Genomic DNA, 19,248 nt, shown 5'->3' on the forward strand with positions numbered 1-19,248 from the left:
GGCGCACGGCCGAAGCGAGTGCGTTACAAGCCTTTGAAGTAAGAATTTTGGGGTTGATGTAGAAAAATCGAACCCTGAGCAATCACGGTTCGGTTTTTTTATTTCTTGGCTTCGCGTTTTCTTGCGTCGTCGTACAGTTTTTCGGCCCAGTCACTGTCGCCAGCCATGGTAGGGGGCATTTCATCTTTGGGTATTTTGTAGCCTTTCCCCACCTTGCGCGCCAGCACCACGGCAATCAGCAACACCACAAATGGCCCCAACCACAACACCGCATTTTCCATGCTGTAAGCGGGCTTGTAGATCACAAACTCGCCATAGCGATCTTGCATGTAGCTTTTAATTTCTTCGTTGGTTTTACCAGCGCGAATTTGTTCGGCGATTTTCTCTTTTAAATCGACCGCCAAGGAAGCATGTGAATCAGCCAGCGACTGGTTCTGACACACCAGGCAACGCAACTCGCTGGCCACTTCCTTGTACTGTTCTTTCTCAGCTGTATTTAGATCATTCACATTCATCGGGAAGCCTCTATGGCGGGCAGTGCCATGCTGTCGAAATAGTCGGCAGGTATTGGCCCTACCTGCTTGTGAATAATGGTGTTGTTGGCGCTCATTAAAAAAGTTTCGGGCACGCCATACACACCCAACTCAATTCCGTACTGCCCTTGCTGGTCAATCAGGATCAAATCATAAGGATTGCCATATTGCGCCAGCCAACGGCGGGTATTGGCCAGGTCGTCTTTGTAGGCCAAACCCACCAGCTTGATTTTTTTCTGTTTCGCCAAAGCAATGAAATGCGGGTGCTCCACCAAGCAAGCCTGGCACCACGATGCAAACACATTCAGTACCCAAGGCTGGCCTTTCAATTCATCGATGTTTTGAAGGGTTTGAATGTTTACAAGTTGCACAGCATCCGCCTCTGGCCCGTTAAAGCTGAGTACGGGCAACACGACTGCAGGAGCTTCCTTGCCAATCAATGCGGAGGGTAATTTTTTCGGATCAAGCCACAAACCACGGAGCAAAAACACACCCAAAAACAACAAGACCAAAATTGGCAAATACAGGCGCAAGCGTTTCTTGATCATGAGGCCACCGCATTCTTTCTGGGCCGGTAACGGCGATCAAACACGGTAAGCAAACCACCCAGTGCCATCAAGGCACAACCCCACCAAATCAGGTTGATCAATGGCTTGTAATACAGGCGTACGCCCCACGCCCCGGAGTTTGCACTGCTTTGAACTGCATCGCCAAGGCCGATGTACACATCTGAAAACCAGTCGCTGTGAATGGCAGCCTCGGTCATGATTTGTTCGGAACTTTGATAGCGGCGCTTCTCGGGTTCCAGCAAGTGGATCACCGTGCCGTCACCGCGGGTCAATTCAAACACGCCCAGAGCAGCCACATGGTTTTGCCTTTGCACGGAATCAACACCAATGAACGTAACCCGCCATGGGCCAATCTCAGAAGTTTCTCCTGGCTTGAGCACGGCGTCGGTTTCAGTCTCGAAGGTTTTTACCCAACTGACGCCCACCACAAACACGGCCACTCCCAAATGCGCAAGCACCATGCCCCAATAAGAAAGGGACAAACGGCGAATGCGATACAGCAAACCACTTTCAGGAATACTGGCCCCTGCTTTGCGCGTGGCCACCGCAGCATGGGCCAGCGTGGCCACCGCCATGAACACTGCACACACCACACCCACGGCCCACCACAAGCTGAAATAACCATTGAACAAGGCTGCTCCCAACAACACCAGCGCGGCAACAGCAAGCGCCACTACCCCGGGCTTGATGTATTGCGCCAACGAGGTTTCGCGCCAGCGTGAATCGGGGCCCAAGGCCATGAGCAACACCGCGGGCAATAGAATGGGTGCAAACATGGCTTCAAAATAAGGCTGCCCCACTGACATTTTCCGCCCGCCGATCACCTCGACCACCAAGGGGTAAAGCGTACCCAACATCACGGCCACCAAGGCAGCGCTCATGAGCACATTGTTGGACAGCAACAGCGACTCACGACCAGTGACCTTGAAATTGCCACCCTGCCCCACTTCACCTGTTTTAAGCGCATACAGAATGTAGGAAGCGCCCACCACAATAAACAACAAGGCGAGAATGAAAACGCCACGTTCAGGGTCTGTTGCGAAAGCATGCACCGAGGTAAGCACACCCGAGCGAACCAGGAATGTACCCAACAGGGACAAGGCAAAGGTAGTGAGTGCCAACAACAAGGTCCAACTGCGCAAGGCACCCCTTTTTTCAGACACGGCCAGTGAATGAATGAGCGCGGTACCTGCCAACCAGGGCATTAGAGATGCATTTTCGACCGGGTCCCAAAACCACCAACCGCCCCAACCCAGTTCCCGGTAAGCCCACCAGCTTCCCAAAGCAATGCCCATGGTTAGAAACGCCCACGCCACATTGGTCCAGGGGCGACTCCAGCGCGCCCAGGTCATGTCGAACCGGCCCTCCAGCAAACCAGCCACTGCGAAGGCAAAGGTCACTGCGAAGCCCACATAACCCATGTACAACAGGGGCGGATGAATGATCATGCCGATGTCTTGCAGCAGCGGGTTCAGGTCTCGCCCGTCGACGGGTGTGGGGTACAGGTATTCAAAGGGATTGCTGGCAATTAACAAATAAAGCAGAAAACCCACCAGCACCAATTGCAAGGTGGCCAATACGCGCACTTTGAAACAAGCCGACACCTCGAATTTGGCCCAGGCCACAGCTTGGGTCCAGCCTGCAAACATAAGCACCCACAGCAAAAAGGAGCCTTCATGAGAACCCCAACTTGCGGCCACTTTGTAAAAAACGGGCAGAGCCAGGTTGGAATTTTCAGCCACGTTGCGAACTGAAAAATCGCTGATCACAAAGGAATAGACCAAACCAACAAAGGCAATACCGACGAGCCCAGAGACCAGCAGCACATTGCGTTGAATCGAGTTCAACAAAGGGACTGCTGGCGCATGGCTATATACCCCGCGCACTGCGGCAAAACCAGCGACTGCGCCAAACAAGGCCAACACGGTGGCCAAGGCCAAACTGAACTGGGATATCAACGCGATCACTGCTCAACTCCGGGCGGCATGTAGTCTTCATCGTGTTTGGCCAACACCTCAGAGGCTTTGAAGGTGGTGCCGTCCCATTGGCCATCTGCCACAACCCCGGTGCCCTCTTTGAACAAATCTGGCACGATGCCCGTGAACTCCACCGGCACTTTGTTGTTCATGTCGCTGACCACAAACCGAACTTTCAATGAGTCGGCCTCGCGTTGAACGCTACCCACTTCAACCATGCCACCCAGGCGATAGGTTTTTTCACCCTTGGGCACTTCACCACCCAATATTTGTGTAGGGGTGTAGAAGAAAACAAGGTTTTCGTTGAACACTTTGACCAGGGCAATACCAAAACCCAAAGCCACCACAACAATGGCCGCTAGCCAGGCCGCGCGATGCGCGCGTGCATTACTCATTACCTACCCCTTTACTGAGCCCAACCATTCGGTCATCTCTCTTTTTTTGACGAACCAGATCGGTTTTGCTGGGGCCCGCTCGACCGGCCAGCACACCATCCACAAACAGAATCAAGAGGCTTAAACCCACGCAAGCCCAAATTGTTTGCCATGCATCAAGAATCATTGTTTTGCCTTTTGCCCTTTACAACCAACGCCTTTGTACCAACAAACGCCGCGCACGGTTCAACACCGTGCTGGCACAAATCAACCAGAACCCCAACACGCTGAGCCACATGCCCATGGCAATGTCAGGGTGAATCCGGCTGCCACTCATCGACACGCTGTAACCCTGATGAAGCGTATTCCAGAAAACCACCGAGAGGTAAATCAAGGGAATGTTCACAGCACCAATCAACAGTCCAACTGCCAATACACGATCGGCCTTGGCCGGGTTGGTAGTCAGTTGACCCAAGGCAATCAAGCCCAAATAGATAAACAACAGCAAAAGCTCCGAGGTCATTCTTGCATCCCACACCCAGTAGGTGCCCCAAGTGGGCTTGCCCCACAGCGCACCGGTGACCAGGGCCAACACAGTCATCCATGCACCGGTGGGCAGCAGCGCACGCATCATGACTGCCGATACATCGCTGCGATAGACCCAATTCAAACCCGCGTAGCCACAGGCCACCAAGTACAGGAACATCGACATCCAGGCGGCGGGCACATGCACATAAATAGCTCTGTACACTTCGCCTTGCTGAACATCAACAGGTGCCAGAAACAAACCCGTGTACAAACCAAACCCCAGCAGAAGAATACCCGCTGCGAGTAGCCACACCCACAGCCAACTGGCCAGGGCATGGAACTTGGGGGGTGAAGCCAACTGTGCAAACATCGTCATTCCTGTATTAAACCAACAAGGCGCTTGGCCACGAATGGCCCCAGCAAACAACCCAACATTCCCAAACTCGCAAGCACAGCAAGCGGCGCAATTGCACTGCGACCGAAGCCATTGGCCTGACTGGCCTCAAGCCCGAAAATCAGAACGGGGACCAACAGTGGCAAAGCCAACAAATAGACCAGTACTGCACCACCCCGAGTCAGCATCACCAACAGCGCGATCAAGCCCAACAGAGGCGCCACGGCCCAAATACCCACGCTCAAGGCGAAAGCCAGGTCGATGGTTTGTGTGGCGTGAAGCCCCAGTTGTAACGCCACCAAACCTGTGACAGGTACCAGTACCACCACTTGGCATAGCACCAAAAATATAACCCTGACCAACCAATACAAAGCAATGTTGTCAGGATTAAGGCCCGCCACAAAGCCAAGCCACCCAGTGCGGTGATCTTCCGCAAACCAGTCTTTGGCCCCCAGCATCAAAGCGAGTAACAAACTGACCCACACGGCCACTTGAGCGAATTCGGCACTTGGCTTTCCCAGTCCTATTCCGAAAAAACTCAGCACCATCCAGTGAAACAAAGCACCCCACAGCAGTGCTTGTGGATTGCCCAAAGTCACCGCCCAGTCGCGTTGAAGCAAGGCGGGAAAATTCACTTTTGCAGCATGCCCAGCCTCCCGTGCAGGGGAATCATCTACGCGGGAATCATCCAGGTGGGTATCTGCTACAAAACCGCCAAGCAACTTGCCCTGTTCCAGCCTGCCCTCTTTCACGGGTGCACCAGCCAGGTGCTGCGTTAATACCAACGCGTCCACGTGGGTGGCCATGAACACAATGCCACCCTGATCAAAATGCGTGGCCATTGCCCCGGCCAAGGTTGCAATACCCTCGTGATCCAGCGCATTCAAGGGCTCATCGAGCAACCACACTTTGAATTGCCCCGCCAACAAGCTGCACAAACCCAGACGTGCACGCTGCCCGGATGAAAGAGTGCCGATTCGCTCGTATTGCCAGTTCGCAAGCCCTACCCTTTCAAGCAAAGATTCAACGCTATGAGCATTGGCACGAAGATGACTCAATACAATTTGCAGGTGTGTGTGGACCAACAATTCATCACGCAGGCCAAACTCAGGTTTGAATAAAACACACTGGCCCGGCAATGAATTGCTCATCAATCTCAACAGGGTTGATTTTCCAACACCATTTCCACCGCGAATTACATTGATTTCGCCCGGTTTTAATTCAAACCCGATTGGGCCTGACAACACCACACCCGCCGCTTCCAGAGACGGCGTTTTAACTTGCAGGCAAGCGGCCGAGAGTGAAATACGCATCATCAATTCGCCGGGGCCTGCGGCAAACTTAAATCCACACCCGAAGCAAGTTGATTGCGAGGAAGTGTTTGCCAGCTTGACTCGATATCACCAGCACCTGTTTGGGCCATACCTTGAATCGACAAGCGCGCTTGAATGTGCACGGTATCGGGCAAATTGCCAACACCACCTTCCTGAATAAAGTCGCCCGGGCCGATGCGCACCGCGAGCTTACTTGCGCTTAACTGCGAGGCAGGCACGCGAACCACGGCCAGTGGCATGCCGGGGCCGGGCTGCGCCTTTAAGAATACAAACAGTGCCGATGATTCCTTCAGGCTTTTTAATGCTGCTTCAGGAACAGTTACGTTAACTGTGGTGAGAATGTCCTCGGGTGCCGGATTCGATTGTTTCAAGCTCGCTTGCTGAACCTGGCTAAGCAGTTGCCAGTACACCTGCGCTTTGTCTTGATCACCTGCCTGCTCGGCAGCACTGGCTGCCAGTGCAAGGGCCTTTTCATGGCGAGGATCACTTTGTAGTGCAGCTGCGATGTAAGTTTCCGGTTCACCAGCCAGTTGGCGGCCCTGTGCCATGGCGGTCATGTCGGTCAAATCTGCGAGAATATCTGGATGCCCTGGCGTGAGTTCCAGCGCTTTTTTCAAGGCATTGGCACTTTCAAGGTAATTGGACATGGAGGCGTGAGTGCGCGCCAGCAGCACCCAACCGCGCAAATCGTCTGGCTGCGCAGCAAGCCTTGCCTGCAAGCCCGCCAGCCTGTCCTGCAAATTGGCGCCGTCTCCGGGATGCACGGCTGAAGCGGCAACTGCTTGATCAACACTTGGTGCAAGCGCATCTACAACATTCGATTCAGGCCACTTCAATGCACCGGGGTGCATTGCACCAATCAAATAGGTGAACAGCACCGCGAAGCCTAGGCTGCCTGCAATCAGCCAAGGCATGGCCGCGGGCCTGGCCCAGATCAGACGCATTGGGGACGCGGCAGCGGTGGCCATGTGGGGCTTGCTCTCACTGGCCATGGTTTGCCAATTGTCGATTAAAACCTGTTTGCTCGCAGCGTCGAGTGTTGGGTCCGTTTCAATTTCCTGGCGTCGGTTTAAAAACGCTCGCCATTCTGGGCTATCTTCCAGAGAGTCAGCCTCATTCGTGGTTTTTTGATCATTGGATAAAAAAAATCCGTTCCACGCAAAATATAGGCAAAATACTAGGAAAAACAGGAAGATAAAACCCACAAAGGCCGCACCAAGACTCAATTGTTAACCCCCAGACATGAAGTAGGGATACTAACATCACCCATGATCACGTAACATTAATGGCTATACAGAAATAAGCGTAAACCCTGAGCAGCATTACCTCTGACTATTTGCCTAGGCGCTGAACACATGATTCAGGACAACCTGTTCAACTACAAACGATTTGTTTTCCTGAAATGGGCCTTGCTGCTAACGCTCGTTTCGTCGTTTGCCTACCTTTTTGACCAACCCAGAATCAATGCCAATGGCGGAACCTGGTTGGGCTATACCCTTGGCACCATAGGTGCCCTACTCATTCTTTGGCTAATGTGGTTTGGTGTACGCAAACGCCAGTATGCCAATGAGACAGGCAACCTGCGTGGCTGGGTGTCGGCGCATATTTATCTGGGCTTGGCATTGTCGGTGGTTGCCACATTGCACACAGGTTTTCAGATTGGCTGGAACGTGCATTCATTGGCCTATGTGTTGACGATGGCGACCATTGGCACAGGCGTTTGGGGCCTCAGTTTTTACTTGCGGTATCCCGCAGAAATGTCAAACGTACTGAATCGGCAAAGTCCCGAGCAAATTGTGGAACAGATTCAGGCCTTGGACCGCGAAGCTCAAAAACAAATCAAGAATTCCGGTGACCTGGTGGGACGAATCATTGCCGCTTCTCACAAGCAAAGCATCTACCCGGATCGCAGCAGTCAGCGCAAAGGCGTAGTGAAAGACTGCGCCACCGAGAAAGCCGTGAATGACCTGCAACAGGAAATGACACGGGTTGACAGTCTCTCTGACTTATACAGAAACCAGGTGCAGCGACTGCGCGCGTTGAGACAACTGCGCCGTTATTACCACTTGCGATATTGGCTTGAGCTGTGGCTATCCATTCACGTTCCTTTGTCGTTTGGTTTGCTGGCTGCGCTGATTGCGCATGTGTTGTCTGTTTTCATTTACTGGTAAGCGAACATGGCCGAACAAGAAAAAAGCCCGCTTCAACGTGAGCAACAGGCCTTGCAAAAGCCCCTGGGGCTGAAACGCCTACTTTCCTGGTTGCTTTTTGTACCGATTCTTTTCGCATTTTTTATTTTACCCCTGGTGGCGATTCAGGCACCTGGGCTGTTTGGCCTTGAGCCTGCCGGTTCAAACGTAAAACCACAGGTAGTGTCTGCTGAAAAACTGCCTGTTAACGCGCATCCCAGTGTTCAAAGCACACCGGTTTCAAACACACGCAGTACCACGGCACTGGCCTTGGATTCCATCTGGAACCCTGGTCCGCTGGCTTCCGTCCACTCGAACCTGGAGGCCGATTGCCAGGCTTGCCACGCCGGCAACTTCTCGCGTGTCAAAGATGAAAGCTGCCTGGTATGCCACGGTAATATGGGCTTACATGTAACCGAGCAAACACTGCCCGACACGTCATTCGAAGAAGGCCGTTGCGCAAGCTGTCACCGCGATCACAAAGGACGCGAAAGCCTCGCAGAACAGAACAAACATTTTGTAGGTGCCGACTGTGCAGCTTGCCACACCGACATTAAAACTGTGGCACCAAAAACTGAAACCCTTGCTGCCAGCGACTTCGCCGGCGACAAACACCCAGCATTTCGGATTACTGTGGCCACAGGCCCTGAACCCAGTGATTTGCGCAGAATTCGCATGGCGGCCAACACACCGATTGTTGAAAAAACGAACCTGAAGTTTCCGCACGATGTTCACCTAGACCCAAAGGGTATTGACAGCCCAAGCAAGAAAGTGGTGATGGAATGTGCCAATTGCCACGAGCCAGCAGATACCGCAACCGGGTTTAAAACACTCAACATGGAAAGCCACTGCCAGGAGTGCCACAAGCTGAGTTTTGAGCCAGCCCTGCCCGATCGGCAAGTGCCCCACGGCCCTGTTGATGCAGTGCTCAGCACGGTTGAAGAGTTCTATAGTTATTTGGCTTTGCACCCCGAAGAACGCAACAAAGTGAATGCACAGCGTGCGGTGTTGCGCGCGCGCCCCGGTGAAAAAGACCCGAATCGCTCCAACTTGCGAAACTTGAGCGGAAACCCCCGTGCACAAGCAGCATTTGCAACAGTGGAGCTGTTTGAAAATACGGCCTGCTCTGTGTGCCACGAAGTAAAGGCGGTGGATGGCTTGGGTAACACCAAGACCTCCGGATCCAGAATGCCGCAGTACAAGATTGCCGAGATCAATCCTGCCCATCCTTGGATGCCCATGGCCAAGTTTGATCACAAAGCACACGAATTTGAAAGTTGTGAAAGTTGTCACAAAGCAAGCAAATCAGAGGAAGCCAGCGATGTGCTGATGCCCACCATTGAGGGATGCCAAACTTGCCATGCAGGCAGCAAACCCGTGTTAAACAAAGTTCAGTCCAACTGTGGCGTATGCCACGAATACCATATACACAACAAAGAAGTGGCAGCGAAGTAATCGCCATTCGACGCAGTAACTTGAGTAGACAGACCAGCAGTGAACTGGGGACTTGCAGGCAAGCAAGTCCATTGAAAAACAAAGATGAGCGAGTTAGAAGTCGATGCGAAAACGCACAGATGCAGCAACCGGCACATACGCCGTAAAAGGCTCGGTAGCACAATTAAAACGGATTGCCATGGGAGTGGCAGTTTGCCTTGCAACACCATTTATCTTGGTATCTTGCGGTGGCGGGGGTGGCGGTGGAAGCTCGTCTGAACCCAATTTCAATGTTGAGCCTTTGGGCACGCAAAGTCTCTCCATCCCGGAGGTCAACGACATTGTGGCCCGCGCGGTACAAGCGTCCATTTCCAGAGGTGTGCAATCAACCATCGCAATCACCGACCGTGTGGGCAATGTGTTGGCCGTTTATCGCATGACCAACTCCAGCCCATCCGTAATAATCACAAGCGGACTGAGTGGTGCCAATGGCAGGGGCCTGGACGGATTCACACCCGTGCCCAGCGAATTGGCAGCCATTGCCAAAGCAATTACCGGAGCCTACCTGTCTTCAACCGGGAACGCATTCAGCACCCGCACAGCCAGCCAAATTGTTCAGGAATTTTTCCAACCCGGGGAAACAGGCCAGCCCAGCGGCCCACTTTATGGTGTGCAGTTCAGCCAACTTCCCTGCTCTGATCTGAATGTGTGGCTTTCGCAAAATGCGACCATTGGTCCAAAACGATCACCCTTGGGATTGTCAGCAGATCCCGGTGGCTTTCCGATCTATCAGGAAGGTCGGGTAGTTGGTGGTATCGGCGTGATTGCATCCACCGATGCGGGTACCCAAGGCGTTTACGGGCTGGACCGTGACATCCTCACCAATGAAGTAGACCTTGAAGAAGAGATCGCATTTGCCGCACTGCCTGAGGCTTTCCGTGCGCCCGCTCAAATTCGTGCAAATCGTATTACTGCAAACGGTCAAACCTTTCAGTTTTCCAACACCACACCCGCAATGGCTGGCGCCGCGGCGCTGGCTGGGAATGGAAATTTTGTAGCGGTTACCGGCTACAAAGAAGTTGCGGATGTAATCGCGGGCACCTCTTACGGGACCAGTCAATCCGGTTACGTAGCAACCACCGCCCCAGCTTTCAATGGCCTGAACACATTTACCCTGATTACCAACCCCGCTGACAACACCTCGGTGCGCTTTCCGCCGACTGCCGGAGCGAACCTGACGCAAGCCGAGGTGCAGAATATTCTGGTCGAGGGTATGAAGATTGCGAACCGCGCTCGTGCGCAAATCAGAAATCCTTTGGGTTCTCCAGCGGAAGTCACGGTGTCTGTGGTTGATCTTGACGGAGATATTCTAGGCTTGGTTCGCTCGTCAGACGCACCGATATTTGGTACTGATGTATCGGTACAAAAAGCGCGCTCGGCACTTTCATTCAGTTCAGCAGAGGCATTGACTGACTTTACGGCAATTGATGCGGGTAACCATGCCGCATTTGCCAATGCAATGGACACGTTTTTTACCGGGCAGGCCAGTTCCCTGAATGGCAGCAAGGCATTTTCAGCGCGCGCAATCGGCAACGTGCACCGCCCCTACTTTCCAGACGGCGAGGTGGGTACGCCAACAGGACCACTTTCATCACCAATCTCTCAATGGAGCCCTTTCAACGTTGGCTTTCAATTGAACATTGTGACCAACAAGGTATTGGGTACGCTGACAGCGACCACGCGCGCAGCAAATCAGTTCTCACCCCCAGCCGCACTCACCTGTGTTGACGAGGCGAATATTCCCGCAGGCCGACAAAGCCGCTTCGCCAATGGTATGCAGATTTTCCCGGGAGGTTTCCCGATTTATAAAGGCGACACATTGGTAGGTGCAATTGGTGTGTCCGGTGACGGCGTGGACCAGGACGACATGATTGGCTACCTGGGTGTAATCAACGGAGCTGCAGCAGTAGGTAGCACCATGCGCCCATTCCCCTCCACCTTGCTGACTGCCAATGAATTATCCAATTCAGGCGAGTTTTTGAAGTATGTGCAGTGTCCGCAAACTCCGTTCAACAACAGCAGTGAACAAAACGTATGCCCAGCACCATGAAGAAAAACAACAACATCATGCGTTTGAAACCACTGGCCATTGGGCTGATTTTGGCTGGCTTGCTGCCCGTGCCCGCAATTGCACAAATTCGGGCGGATATTCGCAGCGAAACAAAGCCCAACCTTGTTGCCCAGGTGACAGAAACCGTTGAGAAAGTTACCCGGAAAGTGGCTGGCATTCCGGAAGTTGCGGAACTTGAAAACGCCGAACGCCCGCTGGTGTTGCTGCAAGTGTTTGACAACCGAAGCGTGGTGTACACAAAACCCAACAAGGAGTCTCGCGCGATTGGCGAGTTTTTCAAAGGTCAGTTGGTCGATGCCTATGAAGAGAAAGACGGCTGGTATCGAGTTCGTATTCAAGACAGCCTCTTGGGTGGCTTCCTGGGCAGCACCGACGGCTGGGTGCAACAAGGCACCGGCCAGTACGGTGAACAATCGCTCGGCGTATTTGCGCCCCGTGCATTTTCAGCCGATGTGCTGCAAGACAAAGCAGGCACTGGCATACGCCCTTCAAGCACTGCCACACCGGGCATAGTCCCCAACACAATTCCACAAACACCGCAGGTACAGCGCGCCATTCCTGGCCGCGACACACCCATTGTGCCGCGTGACATTGCCATACCCGTGATCGACCCGAGCCAGGTGCCCCCACCTTTGCCCAACCTGCCACGCGAAACAGTGGCAGTGCCTGATCGCTGGCGCATCATGCATTCGCTGGGTTTCAAGTTTCCGCTGTTCGACCCCTACAACCAAAACGTGATCAAGGGCGACCTGCCGGTGTTGCAAAACACACTGGGCCCCGACTGGTTTTTTAACTTGGGTATTATTGCCGACACGCTGTACGAGCAACGCAACTTTCCGGTGCCTGTACCGCCAGCCACATCCACCACTGGTGGGCAGGCCAATATTTTCGGTGATGGTGAGCAATCGATTTTTGCCCACAACTTGATCGTGAGTTTGTCGTTGACCAAAGGCAACACTACTTTCAAACCACCCGACTATGAGTTCCGTTTAACACCGGTGTTCAACTACACCGATGTGCGCGTCAATGAAGACCGCTTGCTGAAAATTGCCTCTTCTTCCGGCGATGTTCGCCGTGAAGGGTTTGTGGGTATTCAGGAAGCATTTGTCGACGTGCACCTTCGCAACGTGTCAGATCGCTACGATTTCGACAGCTTGCGTGTAGGTATTCAGCCATTCATCAGCGACTTCCGGGGCTTTCTGTTCCAAGACCTGCCCATGGGCATTCGCCTGTTCGGCAACCGCAACAACAACATTTACCAATACAACATCGGCTATTTCAAGCGGGTTGAAAAAGACACCAACAGTGGTCTGAATGATATTCGGCAAGACCTGCGTGACGATGATTTTTTCGTGGCCAACCTGTACCGGCAAGACTTCCCGTTTTTGGGTTTCACCAGCCAGGTTACCTACATCCACAACCGCAACGATGAAGACGGTGAACGTTACTTCGACGCGAACGGATTTCTCGCTCGGCCCTCCTCGCTGGGCGATCAAAAGCCGTTTGGCTACCATGTGGACTATTTTGGGTTCAGCGGTGATGGCCACTACGGCCGCATGAACATTACCACGTCAACCTACTACGCCACGGGTAAAACAGACAGGCACCCGCTTGCCCAGCGCGAGCAAGACATTGATGCATTCTTTCACGCCACAGAATTGTCGCGCGACTTTGACTGGTTCCGCTTGCGTGGCAGTTTCCTGTACGCGTCGGGCGACGAAGATCCTTTTGATGGAAAAGCCGAGGGCTTCGATGCCATATTCGAGAACCCCCAGTTTGCAGGTGCCGACACCAGCTTTTTCATCCGTCAGAATATTCCTTTGATTGGCGGCGGTGGTGTGGCTTTGTCAGGCCGAAACGGCGTGTTGCCTTCCCTGCGTTCAAGCAAAGAACAGGGGCAATCGAATTTCATCAACCCAGGCCTGTTGCTGCTGGGTATTGGTGCCGATATTGATGTATTGCCCGAGCTTCGTTTGGTGGCCAACGTCAACAAGCTTGAATTCGACAACACCAATGTGCTGGGCACCTTGCGCCAGCAACGCCCACCATCCACGGATTTGGGTATTGATGCGTCGGTGGGTTTTCAGTACCGCCCCTTCTTCTCGCAAAACATTGTGGTGAACGGGTCGTTTGCCAAACTGTTACCGGGCAAGGGCTACAAAGAATTGTTCCCGGAAGACAAAGACCCTTACTCGTTTTTGTTCAACGTGATTTTGAGTTTTTAAGGCAGGTTGTTTGTTGATGAATTTGAATAACGCCATTGCTCCTCCCACAAAGCCCGCCAGCAACGATCGCTGGCAGGGCTGGCTGCTTGCCTTGGGTTTAGCGGTGGCGACTGTTTGCACATTACCTATCAACGATGTAGCCCATGCAGCCAGTGAAAAGCTGCCTGAAAAAAGCTACACCATGGCACCTCATGCGCCTGAACGGCAAACTGCGCAGGAGGCCTTTGCTAAAACCGAAGGCTGCATGAGCTGCCACACACAGACAGATGAACACACCATGCACGCCAACCCCGGTGTGGTGTTGGGCTGCACCGATTGCCATGGTGGTGACGCCACCGTGAAATGGAATGGCAAAGAGCAAAAGCAAGGCACACTGGCCTACGACCACACCCGCGCCGCGCGTGAAAAAGGCTTTGCACCTGAGTACCGGGCCGCGCTGGACAAAGCGCACATTGCGCCACGCAATGAAAAATTCTGGAACTACCCGTCGTCGGCCAACCCAAGGCGTTCGTACGCCAAGCTGAACAAGGAACACCCTGCCTACATCCGCTTCGTCAACCCCGGTGACTTGCGAGTGGCACGCGAAGCCTGCGGTGCATGCCACTTGCCGATCATTCAGGCCCAAGAGCGCAGCTTGATGAGTACATCGGCCATGTTGTGGGGTGGAGCCTCGTACAACAATGGAATTTTGCCTTACAAACGCTACATTCTGGGCGAGGCCTACACGCAAGACGGAAAACCCGGTTTGCTGAAAAACCCGGTGGAGGCCAACAACGAACTGTTCGTGCACAAGGGTATTCTGAATGAACTGGCGCCCCTGCCCGCTTGGGAAACCACGCCCCCTGGCGACATATTCCGCGTGTTCGAACGTGGCGGCAAAGTGATCAACAGCATCTTTCCTGAAGTGGGTTTACCCAACGTTTTGGGCCAAATTCAGCGACTGGACGAACCGGGGCGACCCGACATCAAGCAATCCAACCGGGGCCCTGGCACCGGCCAGCGTATTGCCGTGCCCTTGATCAACGTGACCAAGACCCGCTTGAACGATCCGCATCTTTGGTTCCTGGGCACCAATGAGCAACCCGGTGACTACCGTTCATCGGGTTGTACGGGCTGCCACACCATTTACACCAACGACCGTGACCCAAAGCATGCAGGGCCCTACGCCAAGTTTGGTCATGATGGCACCACGCAAACCATTGACCCGACCATCGCAAAAAACGAAAGTGGTCACCCGGTGAAGCATGAATTCACACGCGCTATTCCAAGCTCGCAGTGCATGGTGTGCCACATGCACCAGCCCAACGTGTTTGTGAACAGCTATTACGGCTACATCATGTGGGACTACGAAAGCGACGCGCCGCACATGTGGCCAGAAAAGCAACGTTACCCCACCGATTCAGAAATGCGTGAAATTCTGGATCGCAACCCCGAAGAAGCCGCGGTGCGTGGCAAGTGGAGCGACCCCGAATTCCTCAAAAACGTTTCAACGCTCAACAACAAACTGAAAGATACGCAATTTGCCGATTACCACGGGCACGGGTGGAACTTCCGTGCAGTTTTCAAGCGCAACCGCAAAGGTGCTTTGCTGGATGCGCAGGGCAATGTGGTTGCCGACGATGACCCCAAAAAATTCGACAAGGCCGTTCACCTGAGTTCAATTCACCTCGACGTGGGCATGCACTGCGTTGATTGTCACTTTGCGCAAGACATGCACGGCAATGGTCACATTTATGGCGAAGTGGCTGCTGCAGTTGAAGTAGATTGTGCCGATTGTCATGGCACCGCCACCAAATACCCCACTTTGCGCACCAGCGGGCCTGCTGCGCCACCCGGCGGGACTGATCTGACCCAATTGCGAACCCAGGACGGCCGAAAACGCTTCGAATGGCGAGATGGCAAGCTGTACCAGCGCGCCGCACTCGACCCCAACAAAGAATGGGAAATGAGCCTGGTCAAAGACAATATGAACCCGGCACACCCTGAGTACAACGCCAAAGCTGCACGCGCCAAACTGATGGGTGCTGGTGCAGAAGGCCAAGACGGGAAATGGGGACCAGGCGTAAAAGAGCTGGCGCACGACAACGACAAGATGACTTGCTTCACCTGCCACCTGAGCTGGACCACCAGCTGTGCAGGTTGCCACTTGCCCATTCAAGCCAACTGGAAAACCGAGCGCCTGCATTATGAAGGCGGGGAAACCCGAAACTACGCCACCTACAACCCGCAAGTGGCGCGCGACGACATGTTCCAGCTGGGCGTGCATGGCCCGGTGAAAGGCAACCGCATTGCGCCAATTCGTTCAAGTTCGGCCTTGATTCTTTCATCGATGAACGCCAACCGCGAACGCATTTACATTCAACAGCCACCCATTGCTGCGAGCGGTTTTTCATCGCAAGCCTTTGCACCGCACTACCCACACACCGAGCGCAAGGAAGAAACAAAAACCTGTAGCGATTGCCATCTGTCACGCGAGGATGACAACAACGCCATCATGGCGCAGCTGTTGTTACAAGGCACAAACTTTGTGAACTTCATCGGGTTCAATGCATGGCTGGGCGGCACAGAGCACATTGCAGCGGTTACCGTAACCGAATGGGACGAACCCCAGGCCGTGCTGGGCAGCTATCTGCACAAATACGCCTACCCGGACTATTATCAAAACCACTTGAATCGCAATCGAGAACTGGCTGATACCGTGGTGCCCGCGTTGATGGACCACACCACCAAAGGCGTGGCCAGTTGCATTCAATTGCGCGGCGAGTATGTGTTTGTGGCAGAAGGAAAAGGCGGTTTCCGCGCCTATGACGCAGCCAGTGTGGCCAACAAAGGCTATGGGCAACGAGTGATCACCGCACCGTTCAGCCCACTTGGGCATGACACCCATGTGGCTTCCAAAAATGCGACTTGCATGGCCCTACCCACCAACCAGCCCATCAACCCCGAGAAAAACCAGGGCGACCTGATGCGCGTTACCAATATGGAACAGCCCTTCCACCCCATCTACAACTACGCCTTTATCACCGACAGCCAAGAAGGCCTGATTGCAGTGAATGTGAACACGCTGGCAGACGGCGAGCCTCGCAACAACTTTTTCGAGCGCGCGGTAACCTGGAACGAAAACGGGGTGTTGAACGGTGCAAGCCACATTACCTTGGGCGGGCACTACGCTTACATCACCACGCCGAAGGGGCTGGTGTTTGTTGACATCAACAACCCGCTGAAGCCGCGCCACATTACCACCCTGCCCTTGCAGGACGCCCGAGCCACAGCAGTGCAATTCCGCTACCTGTTTGCCACCACAGCCAAAGGGCTGGAAGTGATCGACATTACCCACCCTGAGAAGCCCGAACACACCGGTGCCGTGGTACCCATGGCAGATGCACAACGGGTTTATTTGGCACGCACCTACGCCTATGTGGCGGCTAAAAAACAGGGCTTGGTGATTGTCGACATTGAACGCCCGCGCAAGCCCGTGGTGTACCAACAATTTACTGCAGACGGGCAACTGAATGACGCGCATGATGTGGTGGTGGGCTCCACCAATGCATCGCTGTTTGCCTATGTGGCGGACGGTGTCAATGGTTTGAAAGTTTTGCAACTGACATCGCCTGACACGCAGCCGAAATTCTATGGCTTCTCGCCTGCGCCCATGCCTGAACTGATTGCATGGCGCAAAACGCCCAGCCCGGCTTTGTCGGTATCCAAAGGTTTGGACCGGGATCGCGCCGTGGATGAGACAGGCGGACAAATTGCCGTGTTTGGCCGAATTGGTTCACGCCCATTCACCCGCAAGGAAATGGAGGCGTTTTACCTTCGCCCCGATGGTCGCCTGTGGACCGTGACCGACAAGGTTGAACAAGAAAACTACCTGCCCAAGCCCAAAGTCAATTCAGTGGCTTTCAGAAAGGATTAAGCCATGAAAGCAAATGCCTTGAACCGATGCTTCAATCGCCTGTTGCTTGCGCTAGGCACAAGCTTGTTGCTGGCTGCGCACACAGCCGGCATGGCCCAAACCATGCCGCACCAATCACCCCATCAATCGGTTGGCACAGTGAACTGTGCGAGCAGCACCTGCCATGGCAGCATTGCTGAACGCACAGCAACACCTGTTTTGCAAAATGAATACACCACCTGGCTGCGCGAAGACCCACACACCCAGGCGTATGCCGTGTTAAAGAATGCACAATCGCAACGCATCGCCAAAAACCTGGGGCTTGCCCAACCTGCGCATGAAGCCAAAGTTTGCCTGGATTGCCACAGCCACAATGTGCCGGCCAGTAAACAGGGGCCGCGCTTTGACAAAAGCGATGGCGTGAACTGCGAAGCCTGCCACGGCCCTGCAGAAAAATGGATTAAAACCCACGTAGAACCCAAGGCAAGCCATGCAAAGAATATTGATAACGGCTTATACCCCACAAGCGACCCCTATGCCGTCGCCAAGCTGTGTACCAGTTGCCATGTGGGCGATTCAAGCCGCCCGATTACCCATCAAATCATGGGTGCGGGCCACCCACGCATTTCCATTGAAGTGGAAACTTTCATGGCCCTTGAACCACCGCACTACCGAATCGACGACGATTGGGTTAAACGCAAAGGCGCTTACGATACTGGAAAAATCTGGGCGATGGGACAATTTGCCAGCAGTGCCAATTTGCTGGAGTTGATCGCAGACACCAAGCGCAATCGCCAAGGCATCATGCCCGAACTCATGATGTTCGACTGCCACGCCTGCCACTCACCCATGAGCAAAAAAGACTGGTCCAAAGACTTGGCGCGCAGCCCAGGGCAAGCACGCATCAACAACTCCAGCCTCATCATGGTTCAGGCCATTGTTCGCGCAGCCGCACCGCAACACAGCAGCGACATAGCCAAACTGGTGAACCAGTTGCACATTGCAAGCACCTCACCGGCCGCCAACTTCACTGAAGTTGAACGCGCTGCAAATGTACTTCATGCGCAACTGAACACCGTGCGAAAAGTAGTGGCCACGGTTCCATTCAATGAGCAAGTGTTGGAGAAAATCCTGAAAGACCTGGTGAATATGGCAGCCAATAACCAATACGCCGATTTCGCGGGTGCGGAACAGGCCTACATGTCGATTAGCAGCGTGGCCAATGGCCTTGCCCGAAAGGGCAATTCGCGCATTGCACTAACCGTGAACTCAAAAATGGACCGTTTGCTGAAATTACTCAGCAACGATGAGGCCTACGACCGCGAAGCATTTCAATCCGAACTGCTGGCCCTGAAAGCCGCAGTGGGAGCGTAAACCATGCAAGACAATCTCAAACCCATGTTTGCCGATGTGCCCGCTGAACTGGATATCGCCATCGTAGGCTCGGGTCCGGCAGGTTTGTCTGCGGCGGCGCGCGCGCAGCAACTGGGTTGCAAGTACGTGCTGTTCGAATCAGAAAGCCATGCATCGGACACAATTTACAAGTACCAAAAAGGCAAGCATGTGATGGCTGAGCCCAGCTTTCTGCCCCTTCGCAGTGGCATGTCATTTGAGGCTGGAAAGCGGGAAAGTATTCTTGGCACCTGGGATTCGCAGCTGCTTAATC

Annotated in this window: 15 protein-coding genes; 7 read left to right on the forward strand and 8 right to left on the reverse strand. The window is 53.7% G+C overall.

Annotated elements, in window-relative coordinates; translation table 11 throughout:
* Positions 1 to 98: 98 nt before the first annotated feature.
* Genes A0129_RS13400 through A0129_RS13435 form a run of 8 tightly spaced genes read right to left on the reverse strand, consistent with a single transcriptional unit; the run spans position 99 to position 6,934 of the window.
* Positions 99 to 515 (reverse strand): cytochrome c-type biogenesis protein, encoded by a 417-nt coding sequence (locus tag A0129_RS13400; protein ID WP_291715732.1) that lies wholly within the window; start codon positions 513 to 515, stop codon positions 99 to 101.
* Entirely contained in the window at positions 512 to 1,081 is a 570-nt protein-coding gene (locus A0129_RS13405) for a DsbE family thiol:disulfide interchange protein (protein ID WP_291715734.1), read from the reverse strand. Before A0129_RS13405 ends, A0129_RS13400 begins: the two co-directional genes overlap by 4 nt.
* Entirely contained in the window at positions 1,078 to 3,069 is a 1,992-nt protein-coding gene (locus A0129_RS13410; protein WP_291715736.1) for a heme lyase CcmF/NrfE family subunit, read from the reverse strand. The genes A0129_RS13405 and A0129_RS13410 overlap by 4 nt, the downstream gene beginning before the upstream one ends.
* A complete protein-coding gene (ccmE, locus tag A0129_RS13415) occupies positions 3,066 to 3,473 on the reverse strand; it encodes a cytochrome c maturation protein CcmE (RefSeq protein WP_291715738.1) in 408 nt (135 codons plus the stop codon). Before ccmE ends, A0129_RS13410 begins: the two co-directional genes overlap by 4 nt.
* Positions 3,466 to 3,639, reverse strand: a complete 174-nt coding sequence (locus tag A0129_RS13420; RefSeq protein WP_291715739.1) for a hypothetical protein — start codon at positions 3,637 to 3,639, stop codon at positions 3,466 to 3,468. The genes ccmE and A0129_RS13420 overlap by 8 nt, the downstream gene beginning before the upstream one ends.
* 18 nt (positions 3,640 to 3,657) lie before the next feature.
* Positions 3,658 to 4,350: a heme ABC transporter permease CcmC gene (gene ccmC, locus A0129_RS13425; protein ID WP_291715741.1), complete on the reverse strand. Its 693-nt coding sequence runs from the start codon at positions 4,348 to 4,350 to the stop codon at positions 3,658 to 3,660.
* 2 nt (positions 4,351 to 4,352) lie between these two features.
* Positions 4,353 to 5,690 (reverse strand): heme exporter protein CcmB, encoded by a 1,338-nt coding sequence (locus tag A0129_RS13430; protein ID WP_291715743.1) that lies wholly within the window; start codon positions 5,688 to 5,690, stop codon positions 4,353 to 4,355.
* Positions 5,690 to 6,934 (reverse strand): hypothetical protein, encoded by a 1,245-nt coding sequence (locus A0129_RS13435; protein ID WP_291715745.1) that lies wholly within the window; start codon positions 6,932 to 6,934, stop codon positions 5,690 to 5,692. The genes A0129_RS13430 and A0129_RS13435 overlap by 1 nt, the downstream gene beginning before the upstream one ends.
* 129 nt (positions 6,935 to 7,063) lie before the next feature.
* On the opposite strand from A0129_RS13435, the gene A0129_RS13440 reads away from it, so the two are divergent.
* The 7 genes from A0129_RS13440 to A0129_RS13470 all read left to right on the forward strand — a co-directional run.
* A complete protein-coding gene (locus A0129_RS13440) occupies positions 7,064 to 7,879 on the forward strand; it encodes a hypothetical protein (RefSeq protein ID WP_291715747.1) in 816 nt (271 codons plus the stop codon).
* Positions 7,880 to 7,885: 6 nt separating this feature from the next.
* Entirely contained in the window at positions 7,886 to 9,352 is a 1,467-nt protein-coding gene (locus A0129_RS13445) for a cytochrome c3 family protein (protein WP_291715748.1), read from the forward strand.
* Positions 9,353 to 9,455: 103 nt separating this feature from the next.
* On the forward strand, positions 9,456 to 11,441 hold the full coding sequence (locus A0129_RS13450; protein ID WP_291715751.1) for a heme-binding protein: 1,986 nt from the start codon (positions 9,456 to 9,458) through the stop codon (positions 11,439 to 11,441).
* Positions 11,426 to 13,687 carry an SH3 domain-containing protein gene (locus tag A0129_RS13455; RefSeq protein WP_291715753.1) on the forward strand — a complete coding sequence of 754 codons (2,262 nt, stop codon included), beginning with the start codon at positions 11,426 to 11,428 and terminating at the stop codon, positions 13,685 to 13,687. The genes A0129_RS13450 and A0129_RS13455 overlap by 16 nt, the downstream gene beginning before the upstream one ends.
* Before the next feature lie 16 nt (positions 13,688 to 13,703).
* A complete protein-coding gene (locus A0129_RS13460; protein WP_291715755.1) occupies positions 13,704 to 17,603 on the forward strand; it encodes a hypothetical protein in 3,900 nt (1,299 codons plus the stop codon).
* Positions 17,604 to 17,606: 3 nt separating this feature from the next.
* The gene (locus A0129_RS13465; RefSeq protein ID WP_291715756.1) at positions 17,607 to 18,956 is read left to right on the forward strand and encodes a multiheme c-type cytochrome; all 1,350 of its coding nucleotides are present in this window, start codon (positions 17,607 to 17,609) and stop codon (positions 18,954 to 18,956) included.
* 3 nt (positions 18,957 to 18,959) lie between these two features.
* Positions 18,960 to 19,248, forward strand: a 289-nt coding sequence (locus tag A0129_RS13470; RefSeq protein WP_291715758.1) for an NAD(P)-binding protein, incomplete at its 3' end; no start/stop codon positions are given.

The organism is Limnobacter sp. CACIAM 66H1 (genome assembly GCF_001601825.1).
Classification (GTDB): Bacteria; Pseudomonadota; Gammaproteobacteria; order Burkholderiales; family Burkholderiaceae_B; genus Limnobacter.

Excerpts from the sequence above, each read along its gene's own strand:
- A0129_RS13400 (WP_291715732.1), bottom strand. The coding sequence starts at position 515 with ATGAATGTGAATGATCTAAATACAGCTGAGAAAGAACAGTACAAGGAA.
- A0129_RS13405 (WP_291715734.1), bottom strand. The coding sequence starts at position 1,081 with ATGATCAAGAAACGCTTGCGCCTGTATTTGCCAATTTTGGTCTTGTTG.
- ccmE (WP_291715738.1), bottom strand. The coding sequence starts at position 3,473 with ATGAGTAATGCACGCGCGCATCGCGCGGCCTGGCTAGCGGCCATTGTT.
- A0129_RS13420 (WP_291715739.1), bottom strand. The coding sequence starts at position 3,639 with ATGATTCTTGATGCATGGCAAACAATTTGGGCTTGCGTGGGTTTAAGC.
- ccmC (WP_291715741.1), bottom strand. The coding sequence starts at position 4,350 with ATGTTTGCACAGTTGGCTTCACCCCCCAAGTTCCATGCCCTGGCCAGT.
- A0129_RS13430 (WP_291715743.1), bottom strand. The coding sequence starts at position 5,690 with ATGATGCGTATTTCACTCTCGGCCGCTTGCCTGCAAGTTAAAACGCCG.
- A0129_RS13440 (WP_291715747.1), top strand. The coding sequence starts at position 7,064 with ATGATTCAGGACAACCTGTTCAACTACAAACGATTTGTTTTCCTGAAA.
- A0129_RS13445 (WP_291715748.1), top strand. The coding sequence starts at position 7,886 with ATGGCCGAACAAGAAAAAAGCCCGCTTCAACGTGAGCAACAGGCCTTG.
- A0129_RS13450 (WP_291715751.1), top strand. The coding sequence starts at position 9,456 with ATGCGAAAACGCACAGATGCAGCAACCGGCACATACGCCGTAAAAGGC.
- A0129_RS13455 (WP_291715753.1), top strand. The coding sequence starts at position 11,426 with ATGCCCAGCACCATGAAGAAAAACAACAACATCATGCGTTTGAAACCA.
- A0129_RS13460 (WP_291715755.1), top strand. The coding sequence starts at position 13,704 with ATGAATTTGAATAACGCCATTGCTCCTCCCACAAAGCCCGCCAGCAAC.
- A0129_RS13465 (WP_291715756.1), top strand. The coding sequence starts at position 17,607 with ATGAAAGCAAATGCCTTGAACCGATGCTTCAATCGCCTGTTGCTTGCG.